The 15,993-nt window shown below is 42.9% G+C and carries 17 protein-coding genes; 11 read left to right on the top strand and 6 right to left on the bottom strand.

The annotated features are described in order from the left end of the window. Window positions 1-2 precede the first annotated feature (2 nt). Together ACQY73_RS07935 and ACQY73_RS07930 are read right to left on the bottom strand one after the other, a co-directional pair. Complete coding sequence (locus tag ACQY73_RS07935; protein ID WP_428663872.1) at window positions 3-545, bottom strand: Uma2 family endonuclease; 543 nt, start codon at window positions 543-545, stop codon at window positions 3-5. 42 nt (window positions 546-587) lie between these two features. Beyond that, window positions 588-1,757 carry a 1-deoxy-D-xylulose-5-phosphate reductoisomerase gene (locus ACQY73_RS07930; RefSeq protein WP_428663869.1) on the bottom strand — a complete coding sequence of 390 codons (1,170 nt, stop codon included), beginning with the start codon at window positions 1,755-1,757 and terminating at the stop codon, window positions 588-590. Window positions 1,758-2,206: 449 nt separating this feature from the next. On the opposite strand from ACQY73_RS07930, the gene ACQY73_RS07925 reads away from it, so the two are divergent. Beyond that, a complete protein-coding gene (locus tag ACQY73_RS07925; protein ID WP_428663866.1) occupies window positions 2,207-4,714 on the top strand; it encodes a glycoside hydrolase family 95 protein in 2,508 nt (835 codons plus the stop codon). Window positions 4,715-4,809: 95 nt separating this feature from the next. Beyond that, window positions 4,810-5,229, top strand: coding sequence for a DoxX family protein (locus tag ACQY73_RS07920; protein ID WP_428663863.1), 420 nt, complete (start codon window positions 4,810-4,812; stop codon window positions 5,227-5,229). A gap of 76 nt (window positions 5,230-5,305) precedes the next feature. Here the strand turns inward: ACQY73_RS07920 and folP are convergent, their stop codons facing one another. Further along, a complete protein-coding gene (gene folP / locus ACQY73_RS07915; RefSeq protein WP_428663860.1) occupies window positions 5,306-6,142 on the bottom strand; it encodes a dihydropteroate synthase in 837 nt (278 codons plus the stop codon). Between the two features lie 124 nt (window positions 6,143-6,266). Between folP and ACQY73_RS07910 the strand changes: the two genes are divergently transcribed. From ACQY73_RS07910 to ACQY73_RS07890, 5 genes are all read left to right on the top strand, one after another. Beyond that, window positions 6,267-6,818: a DUF1599 domain-containing protein gene (locus ACQY73_RS07910; RefSeq protein WP_428663857.1), complete on the top strand. Its 552-nt coding sequence runs from the start codon at window positions 6,267-6,269 to the stop codon at window positions 6,816-6,818. Window positions 6,819-6,888: 70 nt separating this feature from the next. After that, on the top strand, window positions 6,889-7,080 hold the full coding sequence (locus ACQY73_RS07905) for a hypothetical protein (RefSeq protein ID WP_428663854.1): 192 nt from the start codon (window positions 6,889-6,891) through the stop codon (window positions 7,078-7,080). Then, on the top strand, window positions 7,071-7,568 hold the full coding sequence (locus ACQY73_RS07900) for a hypothetical protein (RefSeq protein ID WP_428663851.1): 498 nt from the start codon (window positions 7,071-7,073) through the stop codon (window positions 7,566-7,568). Before ACQY73_RS07905 ends, ACQY73_RS07900 begins: the two co-directional genes overlap by 10 nt. Then, window positions 7,569-8,657, top strand: a complete 1,089-nt coding sequence (locus ACQY73_RS07895) for a BT_3928 family protein (protein WP_428663848.1) — start codon at window positions 7,569-7,571, stop codon at window positions 8,655-8,657. A 79-nt stretch (window positions 8,658-8,736) separates the two neighbouring features. Next, a complete protein-coding gene (locus tag ACQY73_RS07890; RefSeq protein WP_428663845.1) occupies window positions 8,737-9,252 on the top strand; it encodes a shikimate kinase in 516 nt (171 codons plus the stop codon). 8 nt (window positions 9,253-9,260) lie between these two features. Here the strand turns inward: ACQY73_RS07890 and ACQY73_RS07885 are convergent, their stop codons facing one another. Then, window positions 9,261-9,830, bottom strand: a complete 570-nt coding sequence (locus ACQY73_RS07885) for a hypothetical protein (RefSeq protein WP_428663842.1) — start codon at window positions 9,828-9,830, stop codon at window positions 9,261-9,263. 324 nt (window positions 9,831-10,154) lie between these two features. Here ACQY73_RS07885 and ACQY73_RS07880 point away from each other — a divergent pair, with 324 nt between their 5' ends. From ACQY73_RS07880 to ACQY73_RS07870, 3 genes are read left to right on the top strand one after another with little or no spacing between them, the layout of a single operon-like run. Then, window positions 10,155-10,799: a class I SAM-dependent methyltransferase gene (locus ACQY73_RS07880; RefSeq protein ID WP_428663839.1), complete on the top strand. Its 645-nt coding sequence runs from the start codon at window positions 10,155-10,157 to the stop codon at window positions 10,797-10,799. A gap of 7 nt (window positions 10,800-10,806) precedes the next feature. Continuing rightward, window positions 10,807-12,057: a glycosyltransferase family 87 protein gene (locus tag ACQY73_RS07875; RefSeq protein ID WP_428663836.1), complete on the top strand. Its 1,251-nt coding sequence runs from the start codon at window positions 10,807-10,809 to the stop codon at window positions 12,055-12,057. Window positions 12,058-12,115: 58 nt separating this feature from the next. After that, the gene (locus ACQY73_RS07870; RefSeq protein WP_428663834.1) at window positions 12,116-13,372 is read left to right on the top strand and encodes a hypothetical protein; all 1,257 of its coding nucleotides are present in this window, start codon (window positions 12,116-12,118) and stop codon (window positions 13,370-13,372) included. Between the two features lie 21 nt (window positions 13,373-13,393). Here the strand turns inward: ACQY73_RS07870 and dapF are convergent, their stop codons facing one another. Then, entirely contained in the window at window positions 13,394-14,182 is a 789-nt protein-coding gene (gene dapF, locus ACQY73_RS07865) for a diaminopimelate epimerase (RefSeq protein WP_428663831.1), read from the bottom strand. A gap of 79 nt (window positions 14,183-14,261) precedes the next feature. Further along, window positions 14,262-14,618, bottom strand: coding sequence for a 50S ribosomal protein L19 (gene rplS / locus ACQY73_RS07860; RefSeq protein WP_114459589.1), 357 nt, complete (start codon window positions 14,616-14,618; stop codon window positions 14,262-14,264). Between the two features lie 248 nt (window positions 14,619-14,866). Between rplS and metF the strand changes: the two genes are divergently transcribed. After that, complete coding sequence (gene metF, locus ACQY73_RS07855; RefSeq protein WP_428663828.1) at window positions 14,867-15,826, top strand: methylenetetrahydrofolate reductase [NAD(P)H]; 960 nt, start codon at window positions 14,867-14,869, stop codon at window positions 15,824-15,826. The last annotated feature ends 167 nt before the right edge of the window (window positions 15,827-15,993 follow it).

Below are 15,993 nucleotides of genomic sequence, written 5' to 3'. Positions count from 1 at the left end.
GGTTATTGGATCCTTTTAAGGTCAAACACAAAATCAGGCAAGACATCTTCGCCGGTGAGTACAAACTCGAATGTTTCTATCACTTCAACTTCTTTGTTTGGACGATAAATGTACGTTTTCTTTTCTAAACGGTCGATGAGCCATCCCAACCGGCATCCATTGGCAAGGTATTCACTCATTTTATCCTTTAAATAAGTCAAACTATCCGTTTTTGAACGAACTTCCACTACAAAATCGGGACAAAGCGGAGCAAATGTTTCTTTTTGCTCATCGCTAAGAGCTACCCAACGTTCTTTTTTTACCCACGCAGCATCCGGAGAACGGACGGCGTTGTTAGGCATCAAAAATCCCGTTGATGAATCAAAGCAATAGCCCGGGAATTGATTACTTTCATTCCAATTCAATAATCTGCTGCCAATGATTAGATTAATAATTCCTGTTTGAGACCCTGTAGGAGACATAAAAATAATGTTGCGCTCACTATCGCGTTCAAAATCAAGGGTATCGTTCAATTGACAAAAAGTAAAAAACTCTTCGTCAGTCATTAAATCCCCCATTTTTATCAGCACCGGTGTTTGCATAATTTCCTAAATATGAATGGTGACCCAATTCTCGGCTAATTTCCGGGTTTCAGCATCTGTTTCGATATAATCTTCCAACGTTGGCTGTTTTATAAACGTCACACGCTGCATACAAGTTTCGATAAGGTCCGACATTTCCAGAAACCCGATCTCGTCGCGCAGGAAAGCTGCAACGGCTATTTCATTGGCAGCGTTGACGATACAAGCCATATTCCCGCCTCGTTCAATGGCGTCGAAAGCGAATTGCAAATTACGAAAAGTTTTTAAATCAGGTTGCTCGAACGTCAGCGCTGGGTAGTTGGCGAAATTGAATCTTGGGAAATTGGCCGGCAGACGATGCGGAAAGGTTAGTGCAAACTGAATAGGCAAACGCATATCCGGCAGACCCATTTGGGCTTTGATGCTGCCATCTTCAAATTGCACCATGGAATGAATGATGCTTTGCGGATGTACAACTACCTCGATTTGAGATACATCCAACCCAAATAGCCACTTCGCTTCAATGACTTCCAGACCCTTATTCATTAAGGAGGCAGAGTCAATGGTAATTTTGGCTCCCATGCTCCAATTGGGGTGTTTGAGCGCCTGAGCTTTGGTTACATGCAACAATTCTTCACGCGTTTTCCCTCGGAAAGGCCCACCGGAGGCAGTCAAAAAAATCTTTTCAATGGGATTATGAAACTCCCCCACAAGGCACTGAAAGATGGCTGAATGCTCAGAATCAACAGGATAAATGCTTACCCCTTTTTTTTGCGCCAAAGCAGTCACCAACTCACCGGCTACAACGAGCGTTTCTTTGTTGGCCAGCGCGATCTGTTTTCCCGCTTCAATGGCTTTTACGGTAGGGATCAGTCCCGAATAACCCACCATTGACGTTAAAACAGTATCAATGGAATCCATTTGAACCACGTCGGCAATGGCCTTGGAACCTGCATACACTTTGATACCAAGCGGGTCGAGGGCGTCGAAAACTTTATCGTAAAGATCTTCATTGGCAATAACGACCACATTGGGACGAAACTGCGCCGCTTGCTGAATAAGCAGTTCAGCGTTGTTTTGAGCAGTGAGTATCTCAACGATAAAGGAGTCGGGATTGGCGGCTACTACGTCGAGGGCTTGGGTTCCGATAGAACCCGTTGAGCCGAGAATGGCTAAATGTTTTTGGGGGAACTTCATGCAGTAAGCAAATAATCGTGAGCAAAATTACACATTCTTCCCGCTTTTAAGTACTTGCACATCCGTTAATAGTTAACCGTTCGTGGTTAATTACAATTTGGGTTTGATTATCAATATATTATGGCAGAAAGCACCCTCTTCTCATCATTTGTAAATTCAATTTATTTGCTCGGAAGTCGCTTAACAAAAAGGTGGCCAAATCCAACGCTGCTTTTTATGTAGATTTGTCCGGCCTGATTGTGTCTCATTACAAAGTAAGGAGAAAGTAATGACCGAATTCTTTATTCCCAAACGTAATACTCACATCAACGAAGCGATAGTGAAGAGACTGAAATCTTTGAATGATTGCTTATTGACGCAGTAAATAAAAAAATAAATCCTTTATTTACGATTGATAAAAAGCTTAATCGCAAAATTGATGACCCAAAAATACCAAATAACTATACTGAATGAAACGCCTGTTTTTCTCTTTTACCTTTACACTTTCGATACTTTCTACGGTATTTTCTCAAGCTCCTATTCATTATAAACAACCCGCTCGCAACTGGAATGAAGCATTGCCCGTTGGAAACGGACGTTTGGGGGTAATGACCTTTGGCCGAGTCAATGAAGAGTTGCTTCAATTAAACGAAGAAACGCTTTGGTCAGGTGGGCCGGTGGAGAAAAACCCTAACCCCGACGCTATTAACCATTTACCGGCGGTACGGGCAGCCCTGAATCGGGAGGATTATGAGGGCGCTTCCAAAGAACTGCAAAAAATACAGGGCCTCTATACCGAGGCGTATCAGCCGTTGGGAGATTTGCTTATAAAACAACCTTTTGATGCACAGCCCACCACTTATTTTCGCGATCTGGACCTTCAAAATGCCACGGCACATACGCAATTTACCATTAATGGAGTAACCTACAGCCGTGAATTGTTCGTGTCGGCACCTGACCAGGTAATCGTACTTCGCCTGACGGCTTCGAAAAAAGGAACACTGAATTTTTCGGCTTCTACGCGCAGTCCTCATCCCGTGTCGAAAATGATTATCAGTAAGAACGAATTGAGTATGCGGGGAAAAGCGCCTGTGCACGCTGATCCCAACTATGTAAATTATAATTCTGAACCGGTGTATTATAAAGATCCAACGGGATGCAAAGGAATGCGGTTTGACTGGCGTGTAAAAGTGCAAACCACCGATGGAAAGGTAACTGCCGATACATCGGGGATTACGGTAAGCGATGCTACCGAGGCCATTTTGTTGGTGACCGCCGCCACAAGCTTTAACGGTTTTGACAAATGTCCCGACAGTCAGGGGCGTGATGAGAAAGCACTGGTAGAATCGTATTTGAAAAGAGCTTCTGCCAAGTCGATTGATATTATCCGTAAAGCGCATATTGCTGATTATCAACGTTATTTTAATCGGGTAAAATTAACATTAGGACAATCGGGAGAAGCAGCGCATCTGCCGATGGATTCGCGTTTGATGCGGTATGCGCAAATGGGCAATGACCCGGAATTAGAGGCATTATACTTTCAGTTCGGCCGTTATTTGCTGATCTCAAGTTCGCGCCCGGGAGGGATTCCTGCCAATTTGCAGGGAATTTGGAACCCGATGACGCGCCCACCGTGGAGTAGTAATTACACCACTAACATCAACGCGCAAATGAATTATTGGCCGGCCGAACCCGCCAACCTTTCGGATCTGCATACCACATTTACTGATTGGATCGCAAGTGCCGCCAAGACCGGGAAGGAAACAGCCAAGAATTTCTACGGAATGAATGGATGGACGGTACACCACAATTCAGACATTTGGGGTGCTTCCAATCCGGTAGGCGACAAAGGAAAAGGAAGCCCGTCGTGGGCCAACTGGGCCATGGGAGGCGCGTGGTTGAGTCAGCATTTGTGGGAACATTATACGTATTCGGGCGATGAAAAATACTTGAAAAGTTACGCCTATCCGCTCATGCGAGATGCCGCTCAGTTTTGCCTGGATTGGTTGGTCAAAGATGCCAACGGCAACTGGATCACATCGCCGGCAACTTCACCGGAAAACGTATTTGTGACCGAAAAAGGAATCAAACAGGCGGTTTCGGTTGCTACAACTATGGATATGGCGTTGGTCTATGATTTATTTACCAACGTGGTTCATGCATCTGAACACTTGAAAATGGATGCTGATCTGCGTAAAACGTTGGAAGACAGATTGCAGCATTTGTTTCCGTTACAGATCGGTAAAAAAGGAAACTTGCAGGAATGGTACAAAGATTGGGAAGATCAAGACCCTCAACATCGCCACGTGTCGCATTTGTTTGCACTGCATCCGGGACGCTACATTTCTCCACTTCGTACGCCTAAATTCACTGATGCTGCCCGCAAAACGCTTGAGATCAGAGGTGACGGCGGAACGGGTTGGAGTAAATCCTGGAAAATTAACTTTTGGGCGCGATTACATGACGGCAATCATGCTTATAAACTCCTTCGTGAATTATTAAAAGTAACAGGCATTGAAGGCACAGACTATGCGAATGCCGGCGGGACATATCCAAACTTATTTTGTGCCCACCCGCCTTTTCAAATTGACGGAAATTTTGGCGGTACATCGGGCATAGCGGAAATGTTGCTCCAAAGTCAGGATGGACTCATTAATCTGTTACCGGCATTGCCCGATGCTTGGGCAACGGGTGAAGTTAAGGGCTTGAAAGCGCGCGGTGGATTTGAACTGGATATGAATTGGAAAGACGGAAAAATCACGCGTATTATTATAAAATCAGCTTTGGGAGGAAATTGCCGATTGAAATTGCCGAATGCATTGACAAGTGCCAAACTACAGGCAGCAAAGGGCAAAAATTCCAATTCTTTTTATCAGGTATTTGAAAGTAAATACCAAACGACTACACCCGAAGCCGGCCGTTTTGTATTTGATTTGGCAACGGAAAAAAATAAAATTTATATTTTGGGCGAAAATTAGAAGTTTAATGATTTGATAGAACGTCGATTTCGAAAACTTTCGGAGAGATTTTACTGTAAAAATAATCACCATTCTATAACTTAAATAACTTCTTTATGCTGGATTTCTTTAAACCGAATTCAAAAGTTGCTTACACGGATCTGGGCATTTTTGTATTGCGGGTATTTGTTCCGCTTCTGCTTATTACGCACGGCTACGACAAACTGTTAAGCTTTCTGGACGGTGCAGACAAATTTCCTGACCCGCTGCATATAGGCGTGCGCTTTTCTCATGCGTTGGCCGTGATCGGCGAAGTGGTTGCGCCGATATTGGTTATTTTAGGATTGTGGACGCGGTTGGCAAGTGTTGTGGAAATCATTCATTTTCTGGTCGTTGTATTTATGATGCACGCCAACGAACCACTTGGTGAGAAAGAACACGGTTTGTTGTTTCTGATTCCTTATGTAACGATTTTATTAACAGGAGCAGGAAAATATTCGTTGGATGCTTCTCTATACAAAAAGAAAAGATACTGAAAAGAATGGCTGTTCACAGACTTTCCAAGTTTGGGCGACCCCGTCTGGGCGACCCCGTTTTTAAAACTTGGAAAGTCTAGTATCCGCGATGCAACAGCCCTACTAATTTTATCGCCTCTACAGCTTCTTTTACGTCATGTACGCGCAGGATATTCGCACCGTTCATGAGCGCAACGGTATTCAAAACCGTTGTCCCGTTAAGTGATTGTTCCGGGCTAATGTCAAGTTTTCGCCAAATCATTGACTTTCGTGACACACCTACCAGCAATGGCACATTTAAAGGCTGAAAGGCTTTAAGTTCATGCAATAAGACATAATTTTGGTCAGCATTTTTAGCAAATCCAAACCCCATGTCGGCCACAATATCTTTGACGCCCAGGTGTTGAAGTTCGTATATTTTTACCTGTAATTCCCGTAATACATCCGTCACCAAATCATCGTATTGATTGAGGTTTTTCATGGTTTGCGGGGTACCGCGGCTGTGCATCAAAATATAGGGTACGTTGAGTGAAGCTATGGTTTCAAACATCTGAGCATCAAGATTTCCACCTGCAATATCATTGACAATGTGCGCCCCTGCTTCCACTGCCTGCCGTGCTACTGAAGCCCTGAAAGTATCAATGGAAAGAATTGCATTTGGAAAATCTTTCCGAAGCATTTCCACTACGGGCACTATACGCTTAAGTTCTTCTTCCTCACTCACGGCATCCGCGCCCGGACGGGTGGAATGTCCGCCCAAATCAAGAATGGAAGCACCTTCGGAAAGCATGCGTTCGGCTTTCCTGCGGGCATCATCAAGTTGGGTGACACGGCTCTCCGAATAAAAAGAATCGGGAGTAACATTAAGGATTCCCATGACTTGCGGCGTAGACAAGTCCAGTAATTTACCACCGATGTTCAGCGTTTTTTTCATAATTTAGCGGCGAAAAAAGTCACGAATTGTCATTTGTCGTCAGTTTAACGTCAGGAAATTGCTAAGAAACAATGAATGGCACACGAAGTACACATGACCACCTCTTGACTCGAAGCTAATGACTATGAATGACCAAAGTAAAACCGAGCGCGAATATCGGAGTGTAATCACTCGCTGCAAAGATATTTTTACGAAAAAAAACCAAGATTACGGCCCGTCGTGGAGAATTTTGCGGTTGCCGTCCATTACCGATCAAATTTTTATCAAAGCCCAACGCATTCGTACATTGCAGGAAAATGGGTTTTCGAAAGTAGATGAAGGAGAAGTCCCTGAGTTTATCGGAATTATAAATTATTGCGTCATGGCCCTGATTCAGAATCAGTTGGGAGATAATAAACGAACTGATTTCACCGCGGTCGAACTGACTGAAATGTACGATGCTCAGATGAATGAAGTGTATGAATTGCTGTTTAACAAGAACCACGACTACGGCGAAGCCTGGCGCGATATGCGGGTAAGCAGCATGACGGATATTATTTTGATGAAATTGTTCAGAATCAAGCAGATCGAAGACAATGAAGGCAAAACGATCATCTCTGAGGGAGTAAAGTCAGGGTATCAGGACATCATTAACTATTCGGTTTTTTGCCTGATAAAACTTGGACAGGCAGTTTAACTTTTCATTAACACTTTCTTTGGCGTGATTTTTGAAATTTGCGAACGATTAATAAAACTAATAAGACTTTATGAAACGTAAAATAACAATTTATAAAGAACTTAACGAACCCTACGAGGCGATGCTTAAACGAGGCCTGGAAGAAACTCCCGATCAGAGATTTGTTCGTTTTTTTGAGGAGAGGGCTAAGTTCAGAACATTTTTGGGAATAAAAACAGCTCCCCAAAAGAAAATAGTTATACGAAAAGTTTCATGGATTTAGAAAATAATGAATTCTTGCTATTTACAGCTTGTGCTGAACAATGTCAGTTACAATATTTAATAATCGGCGGGTTTGCAATGTATTTAAATGGACTAAATCGCGCAACAAATGATATAGATATTTGGATTAAGCCCAGTGTTGAAAATGGCAAAAAACTTATTGAGGTATTACTTTGTATGGGTTATACTGCTGAAGAGTTGGATGACTTGGCAATGTTGGATTTTAGACAACCACAAATATTTGGAATTAATGAAGAACTTGATATTCTTACCCAAGTACACTACCGTTTTGATTTTGACCACTGTTTTTTGAGAGCTGGAAGTTGTAAGAATGGTCAGGGCAATACACTTTACTTTTTACATCTTAACGATTTAAGGGATTTAAAAGTTATTGCTCAACGACCTCAGGATTTGAGGGATGTAATTATGATTGATGATTTTTTAAAGCTACGACAGACAAATAACGAAAATAACGAACCCACTAATTGAATGAAAATAGCAGCCCACGTTGTTCGCTTCCTGGTTGGGGGCATATTTATTTTTTCAGGATTGGTCAAGCTCAATGACCCCGTTGGTACACAGATCAAATTAGAAGAATATTTTGAAGTTTTTGCCGCCGATTTTCCTGCTTTGCATGATTTCTGGATGTCATTGGTGCCGTATGCGTTGTATTTTTCGGTGTTGATGTGTGCTGCAGAAGTGATTTTGGGTGTGGCGTTAATTGTTTCATGGCGTCTCAAACAGGTAAGTTGGGTGCTGTTGGCGTTGATTATTTTCTTTACATTTCTGACGTTTTACTCGGCCTATTACAACAAAGTAACCGATTGCGGTTGCTTTGGCGATTTCCTGAAACTCAAGCCGTGGACTTCTTTTACGAAGGATATTATTCTATTGATATTGATCGTATTTATCATTTGGCAACGGAAAGTATTTCGTAATCTCCGCACCGGTTCTTTGGTTGGCTTTTCGGCCATTTTTTCGTTGGCAGTGGCTATTTATGCTATTCGTTATTTACCACCGGTTGATTTTCTGCCTTATAAAATTGGAAATAATATTCCGCAATTGATGCAACCTTCGGAGCCGCTGCGCTACAAATACATTATGGAAAAAGACGGCAAATCGGAAGAATTTGAGAAATTCCCGACCGATACTACTTATAAATACAAAGAAATGGTGCTCATTAACGAAAGCGCCAAACCGAAGATCACAGATTACAAAGTCTGGAACAACGAAGGAGATTTTACGCAGGAAACTTTTAAAGGTAAAAAACTCATTGTTATCATTAAAAACGGCCCTGACCTTAATGGGGCAAGCTTGGCAAAGATTCGTTCATTGGTCAATTCGGTGAAAGGCAGTGACATTGAATCACTGATCCTGACTTCCAATAGTGACGCCGAAATTCAGGAGATCCGCAAAGCATATGCGTTGGATATTCCTTATTATTTTGCCGATGGTACGGTATTAAAGACGATCTCCCGCTCAAATCCGGGCGTATGGTTGCTCGAAAACGGTACGGTAAAAGGGAAATGGCATTACAACAAGACACCTGATAAAGAGTTGGTTGTAAGTAAATTGTAAAATCAGAAGTGAGAAGTTAGGAGCGAGAAGTGGGGTTTGTTCATTTTTTACTTTTTCTTCTCGTTTTTCACTCCAATAAATGAAAAACATATTTTTAGTCGGTCTTCCTTCGTCGGGCAAAACTACTCTTGGCAAGCAGCTGGCGAGGTATATTCGGTACCGTTTTGTGGATACTGATGTGCTGATCGTAAAAGAAGAAGGCATGAGTATCAACGATATTTTTGCAAAAAAAGGAGAACCTTATTTCCGGGAAGCGGAAGCAAGAATTCTACGTGCCATTCGCCCCGATTCCAAGCTGATAGTGGCAACGGGCGGCGGGATTCCTTATTTTCACAATAACATGAACTATATCAAGGAGAACGGTATCAGCGTTTTTCTGGATGTGGCACCGGAGGAAATTGTGGAACGCATTCAACGCCATGCCTCCAACGACCGACCAACGTACCGGAAACAGGATACTCAACTCCTGGAGAACCTCAAACAGAAATACCACGACCGTTTACCTTTTTATTCTCAAGCAGATTTTACATTGAGCGGAGAAAGTCTCCACATTAAGCAGTTACTGGAATTGTTGCAGGAAGTGGTGGTGGTTTGATTCTTTTCTTATCCTTTTACGTTCAGGTCTATTTCTGAAATAATTTCACCTTTTCCGTTTTTATCCCAAAAACGTGCTTTGAAGTGATATTTTCCGGTTTGCATAGGCTTACCAACGGTAAAAGATGCCGTAAGCGTTTTGGCATCCTGAAGCGCAACTCCATTTTTGTATTCGGCCAACAAATCGCCTGTGTTCATGATTTCAAGACCTTCCGCATCGCTGACCACAATGGCAATGCCGGGATAGGCGTTGCCGGTTTTTAATGTAAACCCATCTACGTCGGTTAGAACCACCGAAAATGATGTTTGCAGGGCCATTTCGTTGCTGCTTAATTTTTCGTTTCGGTCGTTCACCAAAAATACTTCTTCATAACTGAGCCCGTCGTTGGTTGTCTTTAACCCTGTTGTTATATCCTTTTTGAGGCCTTTGCTGAATCCGAAACTAAACCCTGTCTCTTCTTTTACGGCAGGAGTGGTTTCTGTAGAAGTATTTTCAGTACTTGAATCACACGCGATCAATAGGGCAGTGGTAGCCCAAACGGCTACAAAATAAGCGGAGAACCAATGTTTGTTTTTCATGCTGCTGATAGATGACTTGTTAAATGATGAAGCAAAAGTATACATCCGGCAGATTGGTTTTCAGAAGGTCTTATTTATCGGTCATTGAATTGAGTTATCGGTAAAAGATTTACTGCCAATCGGTTAAAGGTATCGTGGCCGGTATTCTACGCTATTGTATGTCTGAATAAAAGTGACCTTTTTAAACATAGATTTACGATCAAATGCATTTACTACACACAAATAATATACAAATAGTGCGGCTATGATTACTCATTATTTGTATATTCTTACAAAGGGTAGTTTCTTTGCGATTCCAAACGCTAAAAGCTCTTTACAACCCGAATGAATTACGAAAGAATCTACGAATACCGCTTCAAACAGGTAGCGCACGAAAAAAAGAAAGTGATCTGGACCATTATTGCGGAATATTTTTACCAAAAATTGGATAAACCTCAACGTATTTTGGATTCGGCAGGAGGGATGTGTGAGTTTATCAACGCGGTGCCTTCGCCCGAAAAATGGACAGTAGATATTGTCGAGGCCATCAGAAATTACGCAAGTCCTGAGGTAAATCTTATCATTGGGGATATTTTGAAAGTTGATCTGCCCGAAAATTATTTTGATGCAGTATTCATCTCCAACTTTCTCGAACACCTTCACAGTCAGGAAGAAGTAGCATTTTTCTTAGGGCGGATGTACAAAGCACTCAAACCGGGCGGTAAAATCGGCATCATCGGACCCAACTTTAAATATTGCTACAAGCAATATTTTGATTTTGCGGATCATACGGTAGTGCTGTCGGAATTGGGGGTTGAGGAGCATTTGTACGGGGCGGGTTTTAAGATCAGCGAATCACACGCCCGGTTTTTGCCTTTGTCATTTCGGGGTGGTTTGCCCGTTCACCCAATGCTTGTAAAGCTGTATTTGGCAATGCCCTTCACGTGGTGGGTATTGGGGAAACAGTTCTTGATTGTGGGCGAGAAATAAGTTTATTATGTCAACACTTACGGTATTTTATGTAAAACTGTTATTGATCGCTTTTTCATCAATCGCAGTTTGGTTAGGTGCACGTTCGAACGCTTTTTGGGCACAAATTCACCAAAATAAGCAGGAAAATCGTGTTCTCGGTATTGGAATTATCTTATTCAGATTGTTGCCATTCATTCTTATTTACCTATTTATGGACCAATCGCCGCGTGGCGATGTGCCTTTCTTTTGGGGTAAAGCAACCGTAGCATATAAGGGTGGGTTGGTGTACAGAGATTTTGCTTCGTATCATGCTCCGTTGTTTTCATACATTATTACGCTGCCGATTTTGCTTTGGTATACGCCCAAAGCCATCGTTTTATTGATGGTATTGATTGAAGCAGCCATTATTTGGGGAACGTATCGAACATATAAATCCCTACATACGAACGTATTAAAATCGGTCTCGCTCTACATCATACTGTCAGCACCGATGGTAATGGTGTTATTTGGAGGACAGGAGGATATTTGGTTGTGGGGAGTCGCAGTGTGGATGTTGTATTATTTTCTGCGAACCAACGATGATGGCTTGGGCTTGGGCCTTCGTTTTTCGTCGGGTTTGATCCTTATCAAAGCGACTGCCGGTTTTTGGTTATTTCCACTCTGGTTTTTGATCAAAAAACAATGGTCTTTTTTATTGGGAATGATAATAGTGGGAGTACCCTCGTTGATTATTTTATATTTATTGATGGGGATGGATTTTCTAATGCCCCTGCAAATGACCACTAACCTACTGACTCCCAATCTGTTTACGATTGCCAGACCGCTTATTACAACTATATTGGGGCACGCGCCCGACTTGCCGACATTTAGTTGGATAGGGATGGTCATTACGCTTGCTTCTGCCGTGTGGATCATGTATCCTGCCCGTCATAAGTCATTGACAAAGACGTTACCATTGGCATTTTTAGCTACCTACATTGCCATGACTATCTTCCAACCTACTTCGCCGGGTTATTATGTGTTTACGTACATGTTGCCTTTGGTGATGGAACTGGTGGATTGGAAGAAAAATAGAGACATTTTTATTTTGCTGATTTTCAACGCCTTGCTTGTCGTGCAACCATTTCTTTTCACGCGTTTGGAAAGCCCAACGTATGATGATGTATCGGTGTTGGCCAAACCTTTATTCTTGTTGGAGTATACCCTTCAAGTTCTGAATGTAGTTTGTTATGGTTGGTATTTTATGAAAGTATACCAAAAAGCGCGTTACTCATAAGTTCTGCAATTGATTTGACTCAATCGTAAATCCAAAATCGTAACCCCAAATTCTATAAATGCTTGTAATTGTAGCAAAAACCATTGTATCACTGATTTGTGTAGGCTTAGTGAGTATTTTGCTCGCCTACCGGACTGTGATAGAACAGTGGATCGCGCGTCAGAATGAGCGTTTATTGCTTGGCGGTGTTTGGGTGGCAACCCGGATCATTCCTTTTGTTGGAATATTTATTGTGATCGGATTTACTCCTTTTTCCGATCTTGACGGCTTCTATAATCAAGCGAGGGAAGCGGTACAACTCAAAATGGTGTACCGCGATTTTTACTGCATGTACTCACCCTTTTTTCCGTACGTCAACGCGCTGGCATTATGGTTTTGGATGGATAAAAAAGCCATTATCCTTATCATGATTCTCATTGAAGGTGGTGCGTTGTGGGCAACTAATCGTTATTTTCAATCATTGCTGCCTTCTGCTGAGCGAATTTATAAAAGCCTGATTTATTTATTGTTGCCCGGTTCTCTTGTGTTTTGCGTCTTTGGCGGACAGGAAGATGAGTGGATGTGGTTTTTGCTGATCGGTGCTTATTTGATATGGCAACGCACCAAACGGGTAGAATGGTTTGGTGTAGGCTTGGTGATTGGATTTATGTTTACCAAAGCCGTTTTTATTTTGGTGGGGCCGGCGCTTTTATTTCTGGTTCCTAAACCTTTCCGATGGATTTCGGCGGCGATTGTGGCCGGTATTGTTTGCTTAGGGGCGCTGTATTATTTCACTGAATTTTTATGGTTGGATCAGCCATTGCATGAAGCCGCGACGCTTCGCGCACCTAATTGGCTTTCCGTTCTTAATCCCTTAACCTTCAATGTACTCCACGCGGGAGCTAAAGGCTGGAACTGGCTGGGCTTATTGACTACGGTAGGATTGGGAACAACGTTGGCGTATCGTTTACGACAACTGGATTTTGTGCGGGCCTTTTCAGCGGTATTTGTGGTAGTATACGGCACCATGATGGTGGTGCAGCAGAGCGCGTACAGCAGTTACATTTTTATTTTTTTACTGCCGCTGACATTTGTTTGGATCGACTTCCAAAATCGGCGCGAAGTGTTGATCTTTTTGATTTTCAACGTATTGGCCGTTGTACATCCTTCCGTATGGTGGCGACTCAAAAGTCCTTATTACCGATCTCCTGCGGCCATTTTTACCCAACCCATTTATGTTCTGGACTATGCCCTGCAAATCGGTGTCGTAATTTGCACGCTCTATTTCCTGCAAATGGTTTGGAAAAAATCACTTCTCCTGACCAAACAACGTTAAGGCAGAAGAAGTGATAAAAGGCTAGAGATCATCGACTTTGAACACTCCCTCAAACACTTTGATGGCAGGGCCGATGAGGTAAATACTGTCAAATTTTCCCGGTTCATGCGCTGTAAAAGAGACACGGAGATTGCCGCCTCGGGTTTTAACATTGATAGGAGATTCCATTTGTAAACGGTCGTGCGCTGACAATGCACAGGCCGTCACTCCAGTACCGCAGGAATAGGTTTCGTCTTCTACGCCGCGTTCGTAAGTTCGTACATATAGTGAATCTTCGTTAAGAACTTCGGCAAAGTTGACGTTGGTGCCTCCAACGGGACCATAAACATCACCGTAGCGAATTTGTTTCCCTTCATTGACTACTTCTACGGCTTCAATGTCATTCACAAACGCTACATAGTGCGGTGAGCCGGTGTTTAAAAAATCATGATCGGTGTTTTGCTGAATACCTGAGACATCACTCATATTCAGGAAAATTTCTTCTTCACACGCCACGGCTTTGTGTTCGCCATCCACCGCAATGAACGTCGTACTTTCTTCAAAAAGGCCCAGATCCTGCGCAAAACGGACGGTACAGCGTCCACCGTTGCCGCACATGCTGCCTTCGCCACCGTCAGCATTGAAATACACCATGCGAAAATCGTAGTTTTCGGCATTGCGCAATAAGATAAGTCCATCGGCTCCGATGCCAAAACGGCGATGGCACAGAAAAGCGATGAGGCTTTTATCAACGGGGAATTGTTCGGCGCGGTCATCGATCATGATGAAGTCATTGCCGGTGCCCTGGTATTTTGAAAATTCAATGGTCATTGTATGCGTTGGGATTGAATCAGTTATAAAAAAAGCCGCCTCTAAAGACAGCTTTTTATGACCACTCTGTGCAGAAAAACTATTTTTTCTCTTTCACACGAGCGGCTTTACCTTGCTTACCACGAAGATAGAACAAACGGGCACGACGTACTTTACCGCGACGAATTACTTCGATTTTGTCAATGCTTGGTGACAAAATAGGAATGATACGCTCAACACCTACACCGTTTGAAATTTTGCGAACTGTAAACGTTTCGCCGTTTCCGCCATTGTTACGACGTTGGATAACGGTTCCGGTAAATACCTGAATACGTTCTTTGGCACCTTCAATAATTTTAAGGTGAACGCTGATAGTATCACCTGCTCCGAAAGCAGGGTGGCTGTCGCGTTTTCCCGCGAATTCAGCGTCTACCAGTTTGATTAACTCATTAGTCATTGTTTTAGTAAAATTGTAGCTTTTTCCAGCGGATGGCTCATCGGCCTTCATTCAAAAAAGCGAGTTTATCAGAAAAATTGCCCGCAAAAGTACTGTTTTTGACTGATAAATGCAATTTTATGGGTCGAGTTTTTGCGGACGATGAATGTTTTTTTTTCTGAATTGTTATTGTACTAACGCAGAACCCACTTTTTTGAGACAGATAATCGGGCACTTGTATATCTTTGCCCTCCAAATGAACAGCACGCATGACCAAAATTACCGACTACATCCGTCAGGCCAACGGAAAAACATTGTTTTCGCTTGAAGTCATTCCGCCCCTTAAAGGGAACAATATCAAAGAGTTATTGGCCAATATTGAGCCTTTGATGGATTTCAAACCCCCGTTTATTGATGTTACCTACCACCGCGAAGAATACATCGAACAAACCCTTTCTGACGGAACCATTAAGCAAATTGTAACGCGGAAACGCCCGGGTACGCTTGGGATATGCAGTTCTATTATGCATAAATTTGGCGTGGACGCTGTTCCGCACGTGCTTTGCGGCGGATTTACCCGTGAAGAAACCGAGGATTTTCTGTTGGATTTACATTATTTGGGCATTGACAATGTACTGGTGTTGCGCGGCGATCCGGCCAAACCGTATAAGACGTTCAAGCCCAAAACCAACGGTCACGAATATGCCAGTCAATTGGTGGAACAGGTGGCCAATATGAACAAAGGACAATACCTGCATGAAGGTGTTGAAGCCTTGGCACCCACGGATTTCTGCATTGGTGTGGCGGCTTATCCTGAAAAACACTTTGAAGCGGTTGATTTCGATATTGACTTTGATTTTTTAAAGCAAAAAATAGCGCTTGGAGCGGATTATATCGTAACGCAGATGTTTTTTGATAATCGCAAGTATTTTGATTTCGTAAAACGCTGTCGGGAAGCGGGCATTACGGTTCCGATCATTCCGGGGTTAAAACCGCTTTCGACCAAAAAACAGTTGAATATCTTGCCGCGTATCTTTTATTTAGAAATGCCCGGTGACTTTGTCAAAGCAGTGGAAGCGTGCGAAAACGACGCGCAGGCCAAACAGGTAGGCATAGAATGGTGTACGCAGCAATGCAAAGAGTTAATGGATTTTGGTGTGCCTGTCCTGCACTTTTATACGATGGGTAAATCCGAAAATATTTACAAGATTGCCTCACAGTTGTTTTAAACGAACTTTAAGTAGTTGAGCAGAAGTGGCAAAAGTCGGATGGTCGGGTTGTGAGCAACGGCAACGGCCGACCGTCATCTGCACGGAGAGTGTCACCCTGTGCAGAGGGTTGCTCACAACCCGACCGGTAACCGGAGTTGCAAAATACTCAGGCACTTACTTTAGTG

This window comes from Runella sp., from assembly GCF_965279615.1.
Lineage (GTDB): Bacteria > Bacteroidota > Bacteroidia > Cytophagales > Spirosomataceae > Runella.
This window is presented reverse-complemented; position numbering and strand designations above follow the sequence as displayed.

Excerpts from the sequence above, each read along its gene's own strand:
- ACQY73_RS07935 (WP_428663872.1), bottom strand. The coding sequence starts at position 545 with ATGACTGACGAAGAGTTTTTTACTTTTTGTCAATTGAACGATACCCTT.
- ACQY73_RS07930 (WP_428663869.1), bottom strand. The coding sequence starts at position 1,757 with ATGAAGTTCCCCCAAAAACATTTAGCCATTCTCGGCTCAACGGGTTCT.
- ACQY73_RS07925 (WP_428663866.1), top strand. The coding sequence starts at position 2,207 with ATGAAACGCCTGTTTTTCTCTTTTACCTTTACACTTTCGATACTTTCT.
- ACQY73_RS07920 (WP_428663863.1), top strand. The coding sequence starts at position 4,810 with ATGCTGGATTTCTTTAAACCGAATTCAAAAGTTGCTTACACGGATCTG.
- folP (WP_428663860.1), bottom strand. The coding sequence starts at position 6,142 with ATGAAAAAAACGCTGAACATCGGTGGTAAATTACTGGACTTGTCTACG.
- ACQY73_RS07910 (WP_428663857.1), top strand. The coding sequence starts at position 6,267 with ATGAATGACCAAAGTAAAACCGAGCGCGAATATCGGAGTGTAATCACT.
- ACQY73_RS07905 (WP_428663854.1), top strand. The coding sequence starts at position 6,889 with ATGAAACGTAAAATAACAATTTATAAAGAACTTAACGAACCCTACGAG.
- ACQY73_RS07900 (WP_428663851.1), top strand. The coding sequence starts at position 7,071 with ATGGATTTAGAAAATAATGAATTCTTGCTATTTACAGCTTGTGCTGAA.
- ACQY73_RS07895 (WP_428663848.1), top strand. The coding sequence starts at position 7,569 with ATGAAAATAGCAGCCCACGTTGTTCGCTTCCTGGTTGGGGGCATATTT.
- ACQY73_RS07890 (WP_428663845.1), top strand. The coding sequence starts at position 8,737 with ATGAAAAACATATTTTTAGTCGGTCTTCCTTCGTCGGGCAAAACTACT.
- ACQY73_RS07885 (WP_428663842.1), bottom strand. The coding sequence starts at position 9,830 with ATGAAAAACAAACATTGGTTCTCCGCTTATTTTGTAGCCGTTTGGGCT.
- ACQY73_RS07880 (WP_428663839.1), top strand. The coding sequence starts at position 10,155 with ATGAATTACGAAAGAATCTACGAATACCGCTTCAAACAGGTAGCGCAC.
- ACQY73_RS07875 (WP_428663836.1), top strand. The coding sequence starts at position 10,807 with ATGTCAACACTTACGGTATTTTATGTAAAACTGTTATTGATCGCTTTT.
- ACQY73_RS07870 (WP_428663834.1), top strand. The coding sequence starts at position 12,116 with ATGCTTGTAATTGTAGCAAAAACCATTGTATCACTGATTTGTGTAGGC.
- dapF (WP_428663831.1), bottom strand. The coding sequence starts at position 14,182 with ATGACCATTGAATTTTCAAAATACCAGGGCACCGGCAATGACTTCATC.
- rplS (WP_114459589.1), bottom strand. The coding sequence starts at position 14,618 with ATGACTAATGAGTTAATCAAACTGGTAGACGCTGAATTCGCGGGAAAA.
- metF (WP_428663828.1), top strand. The coding sequence starts at position 14,867 with ATGACCAAAATTACCGACTACATCCGTCAGGCCAACGGAAAAACATTG.